This is a genomic window from Chryseobacterium sp. CT-SW4 (assembly GCF_048572715.1).
Lineage (GTDB): Bacteria > Bacteroidota > Bacteroidia > Flavobacteriales > Weeksellaceae > Chryseobacterium.
In genome coordinates this window covers 3,638,540-3,654,909 of record NZ_CP183840.1, presented here as the reverse complement: position 1 = coordinate 3,654,909, position 16,370 = coordinate 3,638,540, and the positions used below count along the sequence as shown (strand labels likewise).

Sequence of the window (16,370 nt, the reverse complement as noted above, 5' to 3'; positions counted from 1 at the left end):
TGAAAAATAAAGATTTACATAAACTAAGTACCTTTCCTAAAAACAAGCTGGGAAAGATTATGGGATATGATAATGACCATCTGAAAATGCCTAATAAAATCATTGAAATGGGGCTTCTGCCGGAAACCGTTTTCAGGATTTTGTATCAGGCACCTTTTAGCGGACCCATGTATGTAGAATTTGGAGAAGAAAAAAGCCGTATTGCTCTTCGCGAAGAGGAAGGAGATTATATCATTGTAGAATATCTGAATTAATGCAGGAAAATAGAAAAAAACAGGTTCTTCTGGTAGGAAATCCGAATGTAGGGAAGTCAACGGTTTTTAATGCACTTTGTAATAAAAAGCAGAAAACGGGAAACTATGCCGGGGTTACGGTGGCAAGTCATTCAGGAAATTATACCTATAAAAATGAAGAAGTTGAGATCGTAGACTTACCCGGTTCTTATAGTATATATCCAAGTTCTGAGGATGAAGCTATTTTTTCCAAATTTCTTATCGATGAGCAGGAAAAATACTCAGGAGTTATTTATATTTTGGAAGCCTTAAGCCTGAAAAGGGGCTTATTATTGTTTCAGCAGATCCAGGATCTGGGAGTTCCTGTATTGCTGGTGGTAAACCAGATTGACCAGGCAGAAAGAAGAGGAATCAATATCAATATTCCAAAGCTTTCAGAAGCCCTGAATATAAAAGTCATTCAGACCAATGCAAAGGAGCAGATCGGAATTGATGAAATTCGTGAAGCAGTTTTTAATAATGCATTTCAAAAATCCCATCAGACTTTTTTTGAGATCCCGAACGAACATAAAGATTTTCTTCACAAAATAGCTACCCACCAGCAAACGGATAATGAATATAAAGCCTGGATGAGCATATCGTCTGATCTGGGATCGAATACAATAGAATCTCTGGGAGATTTGTTAAATAGTCCTGAAGCTAAAAGCTTGGTTCCTAAAAGACTACAGGTACAGGAAACAGTAAGGCGTTATCAGCAGGCTGACAAAATACTCACAGATGTCATTTCTAAGAAACCTCAGTTTAAAGAATTATTAACAGAGAAGCTGGATAAAATTCTGGTCCATAAATTCTGGGGATATGTAATCTTTTTGATTATACTTCTCATTATTTTCCAAAGTGTTTTCTTTTTGGCGGAATACCCGATGAATTGGATTGATGAGTTTTTTGCCTGGGCCGCAGGCTTTACATCAGAGCATTTACCGGAAGGACCCGTTAACTCATTAATATCTAATGGAATTATTCCTGGAATCGGAGGGATTGTCATTTTTGCTCCTCAGATTGGAATCCTGCTGTACTTCTTATACTTATTAGAGGATTCAGGATATATGGCTAGGGTTATATTTCTGATGGATAGGTTCTTACGCCCTTTCGGACTGAACGGGAAAAGTATTGTTCCCCTGGTTTCAGGAACGGCGTGTGCTATTCCAGCCATCATTTCTACCCGGAATATTGAAAATATAAGAGAAAGAATTTTGACGATCTTAGTAACGCCTTTCATGACGTGCTCTGCCCGGCTTCCGGTGTACAGTATCATCATCGGGCTTATTATTTCCGATGGAACGTTTCTGGGAATACAGTACAGAGCGCTCGTATTGATGGGAATGTATTTGCTGGGATTTGTAGTGGCATTGCTTTCATCTCTCATTCTGAAAGGATTTATTAAAGATAAAGGAAAAACCTATTTGGTAATGGATTTACCAACCTATAAAAAACCACTTTTCGGGTATGACTTTAAAATGGTATTGGGAAAAGTCTGGGAATTTATTACCGGTGCCGGAAAAATCATTTTTATTGTAAGTATCATTATCTGGTTTTTAAGCTATTTCGGGCCGAAGCAGCAGCCTGGCGAGATGGTAGCTTCCGATGTACATCTGGAACAGTCCTATCTGGCTAAAATGGGAAAAGCAATTGAACCTGCCATAGCTCCGTTGGGGTACGACTGGAAAATGGGAGTGGGAATATTAACAAGCTTTGTAGCGAGAGAAGTATTTGTAGGAACTATGTCCACTTTATATAGTTTGGATGATGACGCTCCGGAAGTAAAAGTAATTGATAAAATGCGACACGATATAAAACCGAACGGAGAAAAAGTATTCAGTTTTGCAACAGGAGTATCTATTCTTTTATTTTATGCGTTCGCGATGCAGTGTATATCTACGCTTGCCGTAGTATACAGAGAAACGAAAAGCTGGAAATGGACCGGTTTTCAGCTGGTAATGATGACCGGTCTGGCATACTTTGTGTCTATGTTTATGTATCAAATTTTAAAATAATGAGCTCTTCATTAATTATTCAATATGTGCTGATTGCATTATTGGTAGGATTTGCCTGCTATTCTTTATTCAGGATAATAAGAAAAAATTTTGCTCCGAAAAAGTTCAGCTCAAAAAGGACCGGCTGCGATAAAGATTGTGGTTGTTCATAACTTTCGAGGGGATTTTGACAAATAATATCTAATTTTGTTTAGTTTTAAACAGAAAGAGTAACCTTATGGTTACCGTAAATCAGCATAAATAAAAGTACCAAAATGTCATTAATTAAAAGTATTTCAGGGATTAGAGGAACAATAGGAGGAAAAGTAAATGATAATCTTACCCCCTTGGATGTGGTAAAATTTGCATCAGCATTTGGAACCTGGCTTCAGAATAAAAATAATAAAAAAGATTTAACACTGGTAATAGGCAGAGATGCCAGAATCTCAGGAGAAATGGTATCTTCTTTGGTGACGGCTACCTTGCAGGGACTGGGAATAAATGTAGTGGACCTGGGACTTTCTACCACCCCAACAGTTGAAATTATGGTTCCTGAGCTGAAAGCAGACGGAGGAATCATTCTTACAGCTTCCCATAATCCAAAACAGTGGAATGCTTTAAAGCTTTTAAATGAAAAAGGAGAGTTCATCAGTGGAGAAAATGGAGCAGAAGTTTTGGCTCTTGCCGACAATGAAGACTTTAATTATGCAGAAGTAGATGACCTGGGAAAATATGAAGTGAGAAATGATGCCTTTGATATCCATATTCAGCAGATCTTGGATTTACCAACGGTAGATGTGGAAGCGATCAGGAAAAAGAAATTTAAAGTGGTTCTTGATGCTGTGAACTCAACAGGAGGGATTGCCATTCCTATGCTGCTTGATAAATTAGGCTGTGAAACCATAAAATTATATTGTGAGCCCAACGGGCAGTTTCCGCACAACCCTGAACCTTTAAAAGAACATTTAGGAGATATTTGTGAGCTGGTAAAAAAAGAAAAAGCGGATTTTGGAATCGTAGTAGATCCGGATGTGGACCGTTTGGCTTTAATTGATGAAAAAGGAGAAATGTTCGGTGAAGAGTATACCCTTGTAGCCGTAGCAGATTACCTGTTAAAAAATAAAAACGGAGTTGCTGTTTCCAACCTTTCCTCAAGCCGTGCTTTAAGAGATATTGCTCAGGATCATCACTCGGAATACTTTGCAAGTGCAGTAGGAGAAGTGAATGTAGTAACCCTTATGAAAGAGAAAAACGCAGTGATCGGCGGAGAAGGAAACGGAGGAATCATTTACCCTGAATTACACTATGGAAGGGACTCTTTAGTGGGAGTAGCTCTTTTCCTCACTCATCTTGCCAAAGAAAACAAAACAGTTTCGGAGATGAGGGCCGGATATCCAAGCTACTTTATGGGGAAGAAAAAAATTGAATTAACCCCGGAGATTAATGTGGATGATCTTTTAACTAAAATGGAAAAAGAGTATCAAAATGAAGAAGTTTCTACGGTAGATGGAGTTAAAATAGATTTTGAAAACAATTGGGTGCATTTGCGCAAATCAAATACAGAGCCTATTATCAGGATTTATACAGAAGCGAAATCACAGGAAGAAGCGGATAAATTAGGTGACGATATCATTGCTAAGATTAAAAGTCTGATCTAAATAATGAGAACGGAACCTGGTTTCGTTCTTTTGTTTTATAAATCTCAGATAAAAGAGACTTGTAAGCCGAAGAACGGATAGGAAAAGAACAGATATTAAATAGATAAGTCCTCTTTTTTTATCCACATTTATTTCATACTATGGTACTTTTTTACTATCTTTAGTATAGAAATTTACGAAAATATATATCAAAAAAAAATCGCAACTTTGTATATATTTTGAAAAATAAATAAAGTTTAATTTCAGAAGTTGGCCGGGGTCTGTAAAGAACATTCAGGCACAGGGTTGACAAAAATATAAGATTGGAAGAATATTTTGGAAATGAACTTGTAAAAAAGTTCGAGGAAATGATGGAAAACAATGATGAATTCTACTTTGATACAGAAGAGTTGGAAGACATCATCGTTTATTATCTGGAGCTGGGGGATTTTAATTATGCAGACATTGCAGTTACTTATGGTCTTAAGCTTCACCCGAATTCTCTTGATATCAAGATTAAAAAACTTGAAGTATTACTGGAATGGGAAGAATATACTGCAGCAAAGGAACTGATCGATGAGCTGAAAGCTTCCTCTATGGAAAACACAGACTTTTTGGTATGTTACGCCAAGTATTATTCTAACTTAGGAAACCCCAGAAAATCCATTGAAATTTGTAAGAAAGCATTAGAATTAAAAGAAGAAGAAAATTTTCTTCATAATTTTATTGCAGATGAGTACATCAACTTAGGAGATCCCTTTAATGCCCTTAAACATTATAGAAAAGCATTGAAAGAAGACCCTACGGATGAATATGCGCTGGAAAACTGTATGGTTTGTTTCAGCGAGCTGAATAAAAGTGACGAAGCGATTGCTTTCCTTAATGAATATCTTGATGAATTTTCCTATTCCGAAACCGCATGGTACGAGTACGGACAGTTCTACTTTAACAGAAAGAATTATGAAGAAGCAATTAAAGGATTTGATTATCTGCTGGCCATTAATTCGAATTCAGTAGGAGTGTATGCCAATAAAGCTGCCTGCTACGAAGCATTAGGACAATATGCTAAAGCAATAGAAGTATATGAAGAAATGCTCGAACTCGAATATACAAAGGCATTTACCTTCTATAAAATAGGACTATGCTATAAAGCATTAAAGCAACCCATCGTGGCACTGAACGCCTTTCAGAAATCATTGAGAGAAGATCCTCAGTTCTATCTTGCTATGATGGAGCAATCTTATTTATATGAAGAAATGGGAGGTATGGTGGAAGCCCTGCACTTTGCTAAAGAAGCAACCCAGCTGAACGACAATAATCTTGATTACCAGAAAAGATTAGCATTTCTGTTTATTGATTCCGGTAAGTTTGAAGAAAGCCTTTCATGTCTTAAAAAGCTGGTGGAAGCTGAACCTTCCAGGTTTTATAACTGGTATGCCTATTCGGAAGTATTAATGCTGTTGGGTGAATATGAAGAAGCTATTACCCTATTGAATTTGGCCATTAAAAAGCATAACAGAGCAGAACTGTACTATCAGCTAAGTAATTGTTATTTTAACCTGAAACAGCAGGAAAAAGGGATTGAATCTCTTAAAGTTGCGCTGGAGCTGGATTCCTCAATTATCCAGGATATGCAGAAAAAATATCCTTTCCTTAAAGAAGAGGTAAAGAAAGCCAAAGCTAAAGTGAAAAAGAAAAATTAATATATTAGAAAACCTGCTGGAAAGCAGGTTTTATTTTTTTATAGCAGGTTTAGTTCTTAAAAAGATAAGTCCTCCGATGATAATCGCTGCACCTACAAACTGTAAGGCAGTCAGTGTCTCGCCATCCAGTATTCCCCACATAATAGCGACAATAGGCATCAATAAAGTGACAGTGGAAGCAAAAAGCGGGCTGGATACCTTTAATAGGCGATAGTTCATCATCATGGCTAATCCGGTACCAAAAATAGAAAGCAGGCTTACGAACATCAGTCCGGTCATATTATCCTTGGAAAAATGAAACTCAGAAAAGAATCCCGTGAAGACCAGGGCAATAAGGGAAGGCATAAATAATACGAACGAAAACATAAAGGCTGATAGCAGTGTAGATGAAATATCCATCAGCTTGGATTTAACGGTAGTCGTACTTATGGCATAACACAGAGTGGCCAGCAGGAGAAGTAAAATAGGAATTATTTTAAACTGCGCATTATCGCCTCCTCCGAAAGCAAGCAAACATACCCCTGTGAAGCTGATAAACACCCCTATAATCTGTTTTTTGGTAGTTTCAAACTTCCACACCAATGCCCCAACAATAATCACGAAAATGGGCATCATTGAGTTGATTATCCCGGCAATGCTGCTGCTCACCTCAGTTTCTGCCAGAGGAAAGAGGAACATCGGGATATAGCTGCCTGTAAATGCAGCCAGAATAAGCCATTTTAAATGTTTCTTCGGAAAGAGCTTATATTTGGAAATAGCAATTGGCAGCAAAATAATTCCGGCGATAAGGCACCTTAATGCTCCCACCTGAAACGGATTAAAATGTTCTAACGATTTTTTAATTAAAATAAATGAAGATCCCCATATCAGACTTAATACAATTAAAAGTATCCATTTCTCTTTATTTGCGTTCATTATTGGTATGTAAAGTTTTTAAAAATTCCCTTTTGGGGATCATACGGGCTCCCAGGCTTTCCAGATGTTCCGTATGGGACTGGCAGTCAATCAGCTCTAAGACATCTTTATACATTTCCACAAAATGAATGAAGCCGGCTTTGGAAGCGTTGCTTACTTTAGCAAACATACTTTCTCCGCAAAAGACATTTCCGATCTGTATTCCATAGAACCCGCCTACTAATTTTTCATTTTGCCAGACTTCAATGCTTTTGGCCAGCCCATATTCATGAAGCTTGATAAAAGATTCCATCAGCTCTTCTGAAAGCCATGTCCCGGATTGTCCCTGTCTGCTGATGGTCTGACAATTTTTAATAACCTCCCGGAAACATTGATTTTCCGTAAATGAGAAAATATTCCGGTTCATAATTTTACTCATGGATTTGGAAATTTTGAGTTCCTTAGGAAACAGCACGAATCTGGGATCAGGACACCACCATAAAATCTCTTCTTCCGGATTGTACCAGGGGAAAATTCCCAGTTGGTAAGCAAACCATAGTCGTTCTACGGATAAATCTCCTCCGTAAGCAATAATCCCCTCATGTCCGTCATAAAGATCCGGGTCAGGAAATGAAATTTCGTTTTCGTCGAGTCGAATCATTCTTGTCAAAAAAATCCCACTTGTGGAAGCAGGATTATTCGTTTTGATTAATTTTTTCTATTAAAAAGGTAAATCATCATCATCATCTCCGGCAAACGGATTCTCATTAGAAACCGGTGATGCGGATTGAGATGGTGCTGCCTGAGTAGGCTCGGAACCATTATCAAATACTTTTTCCAGTCTCCATCCTGTAATAGAGTTGAAGTATTTGGTTTCTCCCTGAGGAGATGTCCACTCCCTTCCTCTTATATTGATTCCGACCTTTACATTTTCCCCTTCAGCAACAGAATCCAATAAATTTATTTTATCTGATAAAAATTCTATGCTTATCGGTTGCGGATACTGTTCCTGAGTCAGAATAATCATTTCTCTTTTTTGAAATCCACTTGCAAATGTTTGAGTGTCAAAAAGTTTCTTTACCGTTCCTTGTAATTCCATATCATAAATATTAACTCCGTAAAAGTAATGAAATGAAATGTAATATTAAACCCCTCCCCTAAATTTTGTGAAAAAAATGAAAAAAAATAAAATTTGTCTTGGAAAAATAAAAATTAGCCCTATATTTGCACTCACAAAAACGAAAGAAGTTCTTTAAATAACTGCGGATGTGGTGTAATTGGTAGCCACGCCAGACTTAGGATCTGGTGCCGTGAGGCGTGGGGGTTCGAGTCCCTTCATCCGCACTACGATGCGAAAATAGCTCAGCTGGTAGAGCACAACCTTGCCAAGGTTGGGGTCGCGGGTTCGAATCCCGTTTTTCGCTCCACTCCATGCCCTGGTGGTGGAACTGGTAGACACGCAGGACTTAAAATCCTGTGCCTCTTTTGGCGTGCGGGTTCAAGTCCCGCCTGGGGTACTTCTTTGACCTTGAAAATAATCATTTTCAAGGTTTTTTGTTTTTTTACCCTTACCTCTCATTTTATACTATCCCTATTAAGACTTCCCTGTAATAATACCAACAGTGGCTGTAATAGCTAATCTCATACTGAATTTCTACCCATATTCTAATGTAATCAGAGATAAATAAAAATTTCCCCAATACTCTTATTGTTGCTACAGCAACAAAAAACCTCAAAAAGAAGAAATATTATTGTTGCCATATCAACAATAATAGAAATGCTTTTTGGATGAAAAGTAGATATAACAACTTGTAATATAATTGTTTATGGCGTTTGGTACAATGCTTGAAAATTGTATCGACATAATTATCTATCACTTATGAGTACAAAACAAAAATTTTCGACATCAGATCAGACTTCTATAAAATTTGCCTATTGGGTACCGAATGTAAGCGGAGGTTTAGTAATCAGCAAAATCCCACAGCGTACCAGTTGGGATATTGACTATAACAGGAAACTTGCACAATTAGCAGAAGAAAACGGATTCGATTATGCACTAAGCCAAATCCGATTTACCGCAGGATACGGCGCGGAATTTCAACATGAACCTGTAGCATTCAGTCATGCCTTGTTGGCAGCCACACAACGTTTGAAATTAATTGTAGCATTATTACCGGGACCCTGGAACCCGGCAGTTGCTGCCAAACAAATTGCAACCATAGATCAGCTTACTGGCGGACGTACCGCAGTGAATATTGTGAGCGGATGGTTTAAAGGCGAATTTGATGCTATTGGGGAATACTGGCTGGACCATGATGAAAGGTATAAAAGATCCGAAGAATTTATACGTGCCCTTAAAGGAATCTGGACAGATAATAACTTTAGTTTCAGCGGGAAGTTTTACCGTTTTGATAACTACAATTTGCAGCCCAAGCCCTTACAGGCGCCACACCCGGAGATCTTCCAGGGAGGAACCTCACAGGCGGCAAGGGATATGGCATCACGTGTATCAGACTGGTATTTTGCCAACGGAAATACAGTAGAAGGAATCAAAGAGCAGATCAACGATATCCGGGAGAAAGAAAAAGAAACAGGAAACAGAGTTAAAATAGGCCTTAATGCTTTCATTATTGCCCGTGACACGGAAGAGGAAGCTCAAAAAGTTTTGCAGGAGATTATTGAAAGCGCAGATTTTGAAGCCGTAAATGCATTTAAAAAAGAAGTAAAAAATGCAGGAAAATCATCCCCACAGGGAGAAGGGAACTGGGCAAAATCTACATTTCAGGACTTAGTACAATATAATGACGGATTTAAAACCAATCTTATAGGTACTCCGGAACAGATTGCCGATAGGATCATTGAATTTAAAGAAGCAGGCGTGGATTTGATACTCAGTGCCTTTTTACATGCACAGGAAGACGTACAGTATTTCGGAGAGAAAGTATTACCATTGGTAAGACAAAAGGAAATTAACAAAAACCAGCTTAGCCATGCCTGATATAGTAATTATTTCCGGGAGTCCCGAGAAAAAATCCAAGTCTCATCATATTCTTAAAGTAATCCAGGAGCAGTTCCAGTATGCTGAAATTACCACCAAGCTCTACAGTGTCCGGGATTTTCCGGCTGAAGATGTCTTATACGGACAATATAACAGTGAAGTTTTTGATGACTTAAAAAAGGATATCTCTAATGCACAGACTGTCATAATCGGCACTCCCATCTATAAAGGAGCGTATACCGGAATCCTGAAAGCTCTACTGGACTTACTTCCGCAATACGCTTTAAGAGGAAAAAGACTCTTACCTATTGCAACTGCCGGTTCCATGGCGCATTTATTAGCCATTGATTTTGCCATAAAACCCGTATTGTCGGTCCTGGGGTCCTCAGAAATTCTACCCGGAATATATATTCCCGATGAAAACTGGAAAAAGGAGGAGTCAGGTGAAATTGCCCTGGATGAGCCGGTAAAAAGCCGCTTGAATCTTGCTATTGAAAATATTATTGAGTTTCATCAGAAAATAGCAGGATAAACTTTCAAAAATGACGAAAAAAATAACAAAAGACAAAAAATAAAAATATAAATAATGAAGATTTTATGGTTTATTCCCACTTATGGAGATAGTAGATATATTGGATCAGATATTGGGGCTAGAAATACGGATATAGGATATTTAAAGCAGGTGGCTCAGGCAATAGATGAGTTGGGGTATTATGGAGCATTGCTTCCAACGGGAAGAACATGTGAAGACTCATGGGTAGTGGCTGCTGCACTTTCGCAGGTAACCCAAAAAATGAAGTTTTTAGTGGCAGTACGTCCGGGGTTATCATTGCCTTCCATGGCGGCGCGTCTTGCCTCCACTTTAGACAGGGTGTCCAATGGTAGGGTCCTTATCAATGTAGTGGCAGGAGGTGACCCTACGGAACTGGCAGCGGATGGTATTTTCCTTAATCACGATGAACGCTATGCCGTAGTGGACGAATTTCTGGAAATATGGAGAAAGCTTATGGCAGGTGAAGAGTTCAGCTTCAAAGGAGAACATCTGCAGGTAGAAAATGCCCATACATTTTTACAAAGTATACAGAGACCCTATCCCGAACTCTATTTTGGAGGATCCTCTCCTGCAGGAATGGATGTAGCAGCTAAACATGCAGACGTGTACCTTACATGGGGAGAACCGCCGGCACAGGTAAAAGAAAAAATAACCCGAATGAGAAAAGTAGCGGAGAGTGAAGGAAGAACAGTCCGTTTCGGGATCCGTTTACATGTAATCGTAAGAGAAACGGAAGAAGAAGCATGGCAGGCAGCAAATTCCCTTATTAAATATGTTACGGACGAAGGGATTCAGGCGGCTTTACAGGTGTTTAAAAGATTTGATTCTGAAGGACAAAAACGTATGACGGAACTTCACCAGGGAAGTCGTGATAATTTAGAAATAAGCCCCAACCTATGGGCGGGAGTCGGACTTCTGAGAGGAGGTGCCGGAACCGCTTTAGTAGGTGATCCTGAAACAGTGGCAGCAAGATTAAAAGAATATGCGGATCTTGGAATTGAAGAATTTATTCTTTCAGGTTACCCTCATTTAGAAGAAGCTTATCGCTTTGCGGAACTTGTTTTCCCACTGCTGCCGATTAACCAAAAGGAAAAGAGTGTTCATACTCCGTATGTAAGTCCGTTCGGAGAAATCAAAGTAGCCCAGCCTCCATTATCAAAGGAAGTACACCCCATAAAATAAATAATACCATGTCTACAATATTAGAAAGCATAGAAAAAGAATCAAAGATCAATCAGCATGCTTACACCATAGCCGGACAATTGGCGGAACTTTTTTCTGAAACAGCCGTAGAAAGAGATAAAAAAGGAGGAACCGCACTGCACGAACGAAATCTTATCAGGAAAAGCGGACTGCTGAAAATGTCTGTTCCTAAGAAATATGGAGGATTAGAAAATGACTGGGCTTCCATTTTGAATATTGTGAGATTGTTTGCGAATGTAGATGGATCGATAGCTCATTTATTTGGATATCATCATTTGATTGTTGCCAGCATAGAACTTTACGGAACACCAGAACAGTTTGCGCGGTATAGTAAAAAAACCGCTGAAAATAACTTCTTCTGGGGAAATGCGCTCAATCCTTTGGATGAAAATACCCGTGTACAGATTAAAAATGAAAAATATAAGATAAACGGGCGCAAAGGATTCTCTTCAGGATCCGTAGACTCAGATATGTTATTGGTCTCTGCATATAATGATCAGGGAAAAATCGTAATAGGGGTCACAGATTCGAAGCGCAAAGGAATAAAGATTAATGGTGACTGGAATAATTTCGGACAACGCCAGACCGATAGCGGAACAGTAGAGTTTACGAATGTCATTCTGGAAGAAAATGAAATTTTAAAAACGCCCGGTCCTATGGGAAATCTGCGCTCTACTTTGCGCTCATCCCTGGCACAGTTGATCTTAAGCCATGTTTACTTAGGAATGGCTGAAGGAGCACTTCAGGAAGCTAAAAATTATACCTCAGCCCAAACAAGACCCTGGATCAATTCCGGGGTAAAGACCTCGCAGGAAGATCCTTACATTTTAGCCAACTATGGAGAGATGTGGCTTAGCATACAGTCCGCCAAACTATTATTGGAACAGGCGGTTGAAAGCTTTCAGCAATCGTGGGACGTGGGAGAGGGGATAACTGAAAAGCAAAGAGGAAAAACCGCATTGCATATTGCTGCAGCTAAAGTTCAGGCTGCCCGGACAGGACTCTTTGTAGCGAATAAGATGTTTGAGGTAACCGGAGCCAGGGCGACCAGCGGTGCAGCGCGTCTTGACAGGTTCTGGAGAAATATAAGAACCCATACCTTACATGATCCGGTAGATTATAAAATTAAAGAATTGGGAGATTGGGCCCTGAACGATAAAATACCGGCTCCGGGATTTTATTCCTGATTCAGTTTTTAACATTTATTTTTAATTTAAAAATCGTAATTCTACAAAATATCCCTTAATATTGTCTATAAAATACAAAGTCTTCACTCTATACAATGAAAAAAATTATTCTCACACTTCCGGATCAGAATCCGTTATCCATCCGTGCCAAGGTATTGGTCTTTGAAGATCAAAGCTCCCGGCGCCTTTTACAAAAAGTAAAAAAAATAGCTCCCAGTAATGCGAATGTATTAATCATGGGGGAAACTGGAACAGGAAAGGAATTAATTGCCCGTGAGATTCATAAATTGAGTGAACGCAGTAATGGTCCTTTTATACCGGTGAATTGTGGAGCTTTTTCTGAAAATTTAATAGAAAGCGAATTATTCGGACATGAAAAAGGCTCTTTTACAGGAGCGACTTCCACCAAGCAGGGCTGGTTTGAAGTAGCAGACGGAGGAACACTGTTTCTGGATGAAATAGGAGACCTTCCTTTACATCTGCAGGTAAAACTGTTACGGGTATTACAGGAGCAGCAGGTGGTCAGACTGGGATCCAGGAAACCAATCAATGTAAATGTAAGAATTGTAGTCGCTACGAATGTTAATTTAGCAGAAGCGGTTTCTACTGGGAAATTTAGAGAAGACCTTTATTATAGACTGAATGTGGCTAATCTTTACCTGTCTCCTCTACGGGAACGGAGGGGAGATATCATGCCTTTGATCACGCACTTTTTAGAAGTATACAGCCGGCGGCTGGGATTAAAACATGTGCTGCTCAGTGAGCAGGCTGCGGATATTCTCATTAATAAATACAGTTGGCCCGGCAATATCAGGGAGCTGGAAAATATCATTCACCAGGCATTATTGGTCTGCTATGGAAATACGATCCTTCCGGAAGATCTTAATATTGTGGTGGATAAGAAGGCAAAAAATAGTGTATTGGCAGGAATTACAATGGGAGAGCAGCCACAGAAAGATGGGACAGAACTCCTGAATGAAGCATTACAGGTATTATTTGATGAAAAACAGGAAAATCTTTATGAACACATTGAAGAAACCATTATGAAAGCAGCTTTTGAAAGATCCTATAGAAATCAGCTGGAAACGTCAAGGCTATTGGGAATCAGTAGAAATATTGTGCGGGCGAGATTAATTAAATCCAATAATCTGAAACCTAAAACCAGAGGTTCTTCAAAAGAGGACGGCTATTCAGAAGGAGAGGAATAGGGAATGTTAGAGGCTAGATTTTTTCAATGATTTTCTGGACACTGATTTCTTCCAGACAGGCCCAGTCCCCACGATAGCATTCCTTGTCTCCGAAAACAGAACAGGGTCTGCAGGTCAGGTCTTTAATCTGAACAATATCATTTTCGCTCTGTCCAAAACCTAAAAAGCCGGCATAAGGATGGGTGGATCCCCAGATAGATACACATCTCGTTCCCATCAGGCTGGCCAAATGCATATTGGCTGAATCCATAGAGATCATAAGCTCCAATTCTGCAATTTTGCTAAGCTCTTCCTTTAGATTAAGTTTGCCGGATAAACTGTGGGTATTAGGAATTTCGTTTTCCCATTTTTGGAGAATTTCCGTTTCCTTTTTCCCACCTCCGAAAAAGTAGAGAGTATTCGTTTTAGCTAAAATTCTCGCCAGCTCATAAGACTTTTCCAAAGGAAGCATTTTTCCCGTATGTTGGGCAAAAGGAGCAAATCCGATCCCTGATTTATGAGTAGTTTTGGGGCGGAGTTGATGAGAAAGCTTAAGGGAATATCCCATAGCCCTGAATACATCAGCATAACGTTCAACGGTAGTCTGGAGCTGGGTTTTATCTAAATTCCATATATCCGTCAGCCTTTCTTTTTCTTCTTTGCCTTTATTAATCTTAAAAACTTTTAATCCCTTTCTTCTGTAGATCCTGTCTAAAATTTTGGAACGGATAACATCATGCAGGTCAGCCACCATATCAGGCTGAAATTCCTTTAAAAGTTCATTAGCCAGTCTTCTGATTCCCCAAAAACCCTTATAATCATCAAAATCGATTCCTTTAAAAGTAACATTGGGAATATCCGAGAACAAATCTTCAAAGTTTTTGCGGGAAACCATGATGATTTCAATATCCTTATTCTGTTCTAAAAATTCACGGAATACCGGGGCGGTCATGGCTACATCACCGAAAGCAGAAAAACGATATGCTAAAATTCTTGTCACGACTTAAGCTGGTAGGCAACTGCGTAAAATTTAATTTGTTTCGTCATGGCCATTAATCCATTGGCTCTCGAAGGAGAAAGAAACTCCTGCAGACCAATTTCCGAAATAAAATCAAAATCTGAATCCAGGATTTCCTGGGTAGAATGACCACTATAAATGCTTACTAATAAAGAAACAATACCTTTTGGTAAAATACCATCAGAATCCGCATTGAAATATAGCTTCCCATCATGGAACTCAGCATCTATCCAAACCTTACTCTGGCAGCCTTTGATAAGATTATCTTCTGTTTTTTTTTCATCTGCCAGTCCTTTAAGTTCTTTCCCAAGATCTATGATATATTCATATTTTTGTTCCCAATCATCAAGAAAGGCAAATTCATCGATTATTTCCTGTTGTTTTTCCTTAATGGTCATATTAAGATATCTTTGTGCAAAGATAACCAATTTGTAAGATATACTTATTGAGATACCCTTTGAAAAACCTCTAACAGTTTTTTTTCTTCATTTTCCCAGCAAAGAACTTCAGCAGCTTCCTCCAGACCTTTACTATAATATTCTTTTCCGTTTTGAAGTATGCGGGTAAACGTTTTTGCAATCCTCTCAGGATGATGGTCCTCAATAATTTCCCCTACATGGAAACGCTGGGCAATATTCTGCATTTCCGGAAGGTTGGCCATAACTACGGGAACTCTTGCCTGAATATAATCTAAAACTTTATTGGGAAGAGAATAAAGATAGCTGGCACCTCCGTTTTCTTCAATGCTGATACCGGCATCTGCGGTTACGGTTATTTTTTTTAAATCTTCCGGATGCAGTTTTCCTAAAAAATGAACCTTATTCTGGAGATTTTCTTTGATCATGAGCTCTTCATACTCCTTCCTTTCTGTGCCGTCTCCTGCAATCTTTAAAACTACGTCTTCCATGTGATGCATGGCTAGAATAGCCTTATCGATACCTCTCGAACGGTTGATATATCCCTGATACAAAATAACTTTAGGATTATTATGGGAATCTTGAGGGAAGTATGCTGCTTTTCGGGGAGCATTTTGAACGACAACCGGGTTCGCATTATATTTTTCATGAAACCATCTGGCATAGCTGTTACTGGCAGTAATCATCAGGGGTAATTGGGGAACAAGCTTTTTCTCCAGATACCGCCAAATTTTTTGTGACATTTTTCCCTGTATGTCAGGCATTTCGGAAAATATTTCATGACTGTCGAAAATGAGAGGAATTTGAAGTTTCTTGGCAATAATATAATTGGGCAAAAGGGCGTCCAGATCATTAGCATATAGAATCGTATTCTGATCCGATTTTTTCTTTAATAGATGAAAAAGTTTCCAGTTAAATTCAAAATAAGCAGTTTTAAGACTCTTTGACTGAAGATGAATTCTGGAGAAAGGATAAGGTCTTTCCATCTTTTCCGCACCTTTCCAGTCATTGCCGATAAGGTCAATAAGATATCCGTTTTCAAAAAGGGTATGGCATACTTTTTCAATTCGCTGATCTGTATACAGACTGCTGAAAGCGGAGACTATGGCTTTTTTGGAACTCATGGATTATTCTTTCCGGTGATAAGGTGATAAATCTGAACAAAATAAATGCATCCTATCAGGTTGTCAATTCTGGTTTTTCTCAAGTCTTTTAAAGCAAAACTTAACACAATGAATAAAGTGACCGTATATTCTATATAAGCTGCTTGTTCAGGACTCATAAAAATGAGAAATTAAAAGCAACAAA

The 16,370-nt window shown here is 38.8% G+C and carries 16 protein-coding genes and 3 tRNA genes; 12 read left to right on the top strand and 7 right to left on the bottom strand.

The window, feature by feature from the left end; genetic code table 11:
- Positions 1 to 59: 59 nt before the first annotated feature.
- The 4 genes from ABJ974_RS16525 (at position 60) to ABJ974_RS16510 (ending at position 5,606) form a co-directional block, all read left to right on the top strand.
- A complete protein-coding gene (locus ABJ974_RS16525) occupies positions 60 to 254 on the top strand; it encodes a FeoA family protein (RefSeq protein ID WP_419870985.1) in 195 nt (64 codons plus the stop codon).
- Positions 254 to 2,287: a ferrous iron transport protein B gene (feoB, locus tag ABJ974_RS16520; RefSeq protein ID WP_419869315.1), complete on the top strand. Its 2,034-nt coding sequence runs from the start codon at positions 254 to 256 to the stop codon at positions 2,285 to 2,287. The genes ABJ974_RS16525 and feoB overlap by 1 nt, the downstream gene beginning before the upstream one ends.
- 254 nt (positions 2,288 to 2,541) lie before the next feature.
- Complete coding sequence (glmM, locus tag ABJ974_RS16515) at positions 2,542 to 3,924, top strand: phosphoglucosamine mutase (RefSeq protein WP_419869314.1); 1,383 nt, start codon at positions 2,542 to 2,544, stop codon at positions 3,922 to 3,924.
- A gap of 302 nt (positions 3,925 to 4,226) precedes the next feature.
- The gene (locus ABJ974_RS16510; RefSeq protein WP_419869313.1) at positions 4,227 to 5,606 is read left to right on the top strand and encodes a tetratricopeptide repeat protein; all 1,380 of its coding nucleotides are present in this window, start codon (positions 4,227 to 4,229) and stop codon (positions 5,604 to 5,606) included.
- Between the two features lie 30 nt (positions 5,607 to 5,636).
- Here ABJ974_RS16510 and ABJ974_RS16505 read toward each other — a convergent pair whose 3' ends face one another.
- The 3 genes from ABJ974_RS16505 to ABJ974_RS16495 are packed head-to-tail and all read right to left on the bottom strand — an operon-like array spanning position 5,637 to position 7,599.
- A complete protein-coding gene (locus ABJ974_RS16505; RefSeq protein ID WP_419869312.1) occupies positions 5,637 to 6,521 on the bottom strand; it encodes a DMT family transporter in 885 nt (294 codons plus the stop codon).
- Positions 6,508 to 7,161 carry a leucyl/phenylalanyl-tRNA--protein transferase gene (gene aat / locus ABJ974_RS16500; protein WP_419869311.1) on the bottom strand — a complete coding sequence of 218 codons (654 nt, stop codon included), beginning with the start codon at positions 7,159 to 7,161 and terminating at the stop codon, positions 6,508 to 6,510. The genes ABJ974_RS16505 and aat overlap by 14 nt, the downstream gene beginning before the upstream one ends.
- 60 nt (positions 7,162 to 7,221) lie before the next feature.
- Positions 7,222 to 7,599: a DUF3127 domain-containing protein gene (locus ABJ974_RS16495; RefSeq protein ID WP_419869310.1), complete on the bottom strand. Its 378-nt coding sequence runs from the start codon at positions 7,597 to 7,599 to the stop codon at positions 7,222 to 7,224.
- A gap of 163 nt (positions 7,600 to 7,762) precedes the next feature.
- Between ABJ974_RS16495 and ABJ974_RS16490 the strand changes: the two genes are divergently transcribed.
- The 8 genes from ABJ974_RS16490 to ABJ974_RS16455 all read left to right on the top strand — a co-directional run bounded on the left by ABJ974_RS16490 (position 7,763) and on the right by ABJ974_RS16455 (position 13,649).
- Positions 7,763 to 7,844, top strand: a tRNA-Leu gene (locus ABJ974_RS16490).
- Positions 7,845 to 7,851: 7 nt separating this feature from the next.
- Positions 7,852 to 7,927 (top strand) — tRNA-Gly (locus ABJ974_RS16485).
- 6 nt (positions 7,928 to 7,933) lie between these two features.
- A tRNA-Leu gene (locus ABJ974_RS16480) sits at positions 7,934 to 8,017 on the top strand.
- Positions 8,018 to 8,379: 362 nt separating this feature from the next.
- Positions 8,380 to 9,498, top strand: coding sequence for a dimethylsulfone monooxygenase SfnG (gene sfnG, locus ABJ974_RS16475; protein ID WP_419869309.1), 1,119 nt, complete (start codon positions 8,380 to 8,382; stop codon positions 9,496 to 9,498).
- Positions 9,491 to 10,030, top strand: coding sequence for an NADPH-dependent FMN reductase (gene ssuE / locus ABJ974_RS16470; RefSeq protein WP_419869308.1), 540 nt, complete (start codon positions 9,491 to 9,493; stop codon positions 10,028 to 10,030). Before sfnG ends, ssuE begins: the two co-directional genes overlap by 8 nt.
- A 54-nt stretch (positions 10,031 to 10,084) precedes the next feature.
- The gene (gene ssuD / locus ABJ974_RS16465) at positions 10,085 to 11,233 is read left to right on the top strand and encodes an FMNH2-dependent alkanesulfonate monooxygenase (RefSeq protein WP_419869307.1); all 1,149 of its coding nucleotides are present in this window, start codon (positions 10,085 to 10,087) and stop codon (positions 11,231 to 11,233) included.
- 8 nt (positions 11,234 to 11,241) lie between these two features.
- Positions 11,242 to 12,441 (top strand): acyl-CoA dehydrogenase family protein, encoded by a 1,200-nt coding sequence (locus ABJ974_RS16460; RefSeq protein ID WP_419869306.1) that lies wholly within the window; start codon positions 11,242 to 11,244, stop codon positions 12,439 to 12,441.
- A 95-nt stretch (positions 12,442 to 12,536) separates the two neighbouring features.
- On the top strand, positions 12,537 to 13,649 hold the full coding sequence (locus ABJ974_RS16455; protein ID WP_419869305.1) for a sigma-54 interaction domain-containing protein: 1,113 nt from the start codon (positions 12,537 to 12,539) through the stop codon (positions 13,647 to 13,649).
- Between the two features lie 13 nt (positions 13,650 to 13,662).
- Here the strand turns inward: ABJ974_RS16455 and ABJ974_RS16450 are convergent, their stop codons facing one another.
- The 4 genes from ABJ974_RS16450 to ABJ974_RS16435 are packed head-to-tail and all read right to left on the bottom strand — an operon-like array spanning position 13,663 to position 16,344.
- Complete coding sequence (locus tag ABJ974_RS16450; RefSeq protein WP_419869304.1) at positions 13,663 to 14,628, bottom strand: glycosyltransferase family 9 protein; 966 nt, start codon at positions 14,626 to 14,628, stop codon at positions 13,663 to 13,665.
- A complete protein-coding gene (locus ABJ974_RS16445) occupies positions 14,625 to 15,044 on the bottom strand; it encodes a SufE family protein (RefSeq protein WP_419869303.1) in 420 nt (139 codons plus the stop codon). Before ABJ974_RS16445 ends, ABJ974_RS16450 begins: the two co-directional genes overlap by 4 nt.
- Before the next feature lie 44 nt (positions 15,045 to 15,088).
- Positions 15,089 to 16,186, bottom strand: coding sequence for a glycosyltransferase (locus tag ABJ974_RS16440; RefSeq protein ID WP_419869302.1), 1,098 nt, complete (start codon positions 16,184 to 16,186; stop codon positions 15,089 to 15,091).
- Positions 16,183 to 16,344: a uroporphyrinogen decarboxylase gene (locus tag ABJ974_RS16435; protein WP_419869301.1), complete on the bottom strand. Its 162-nt coding sequence runs from the start codon at positions 16,342 to 16,344 to the stop codon at positions 16,183 to 16,185. The genes ABJ974_RS16440 and ABJ974_RS16435 overlap by 4 nt, the downstream gene beginning before the upstream one ends.
- Positions 16,345 to 16,370: the final 26 nt, after the last annotated feature.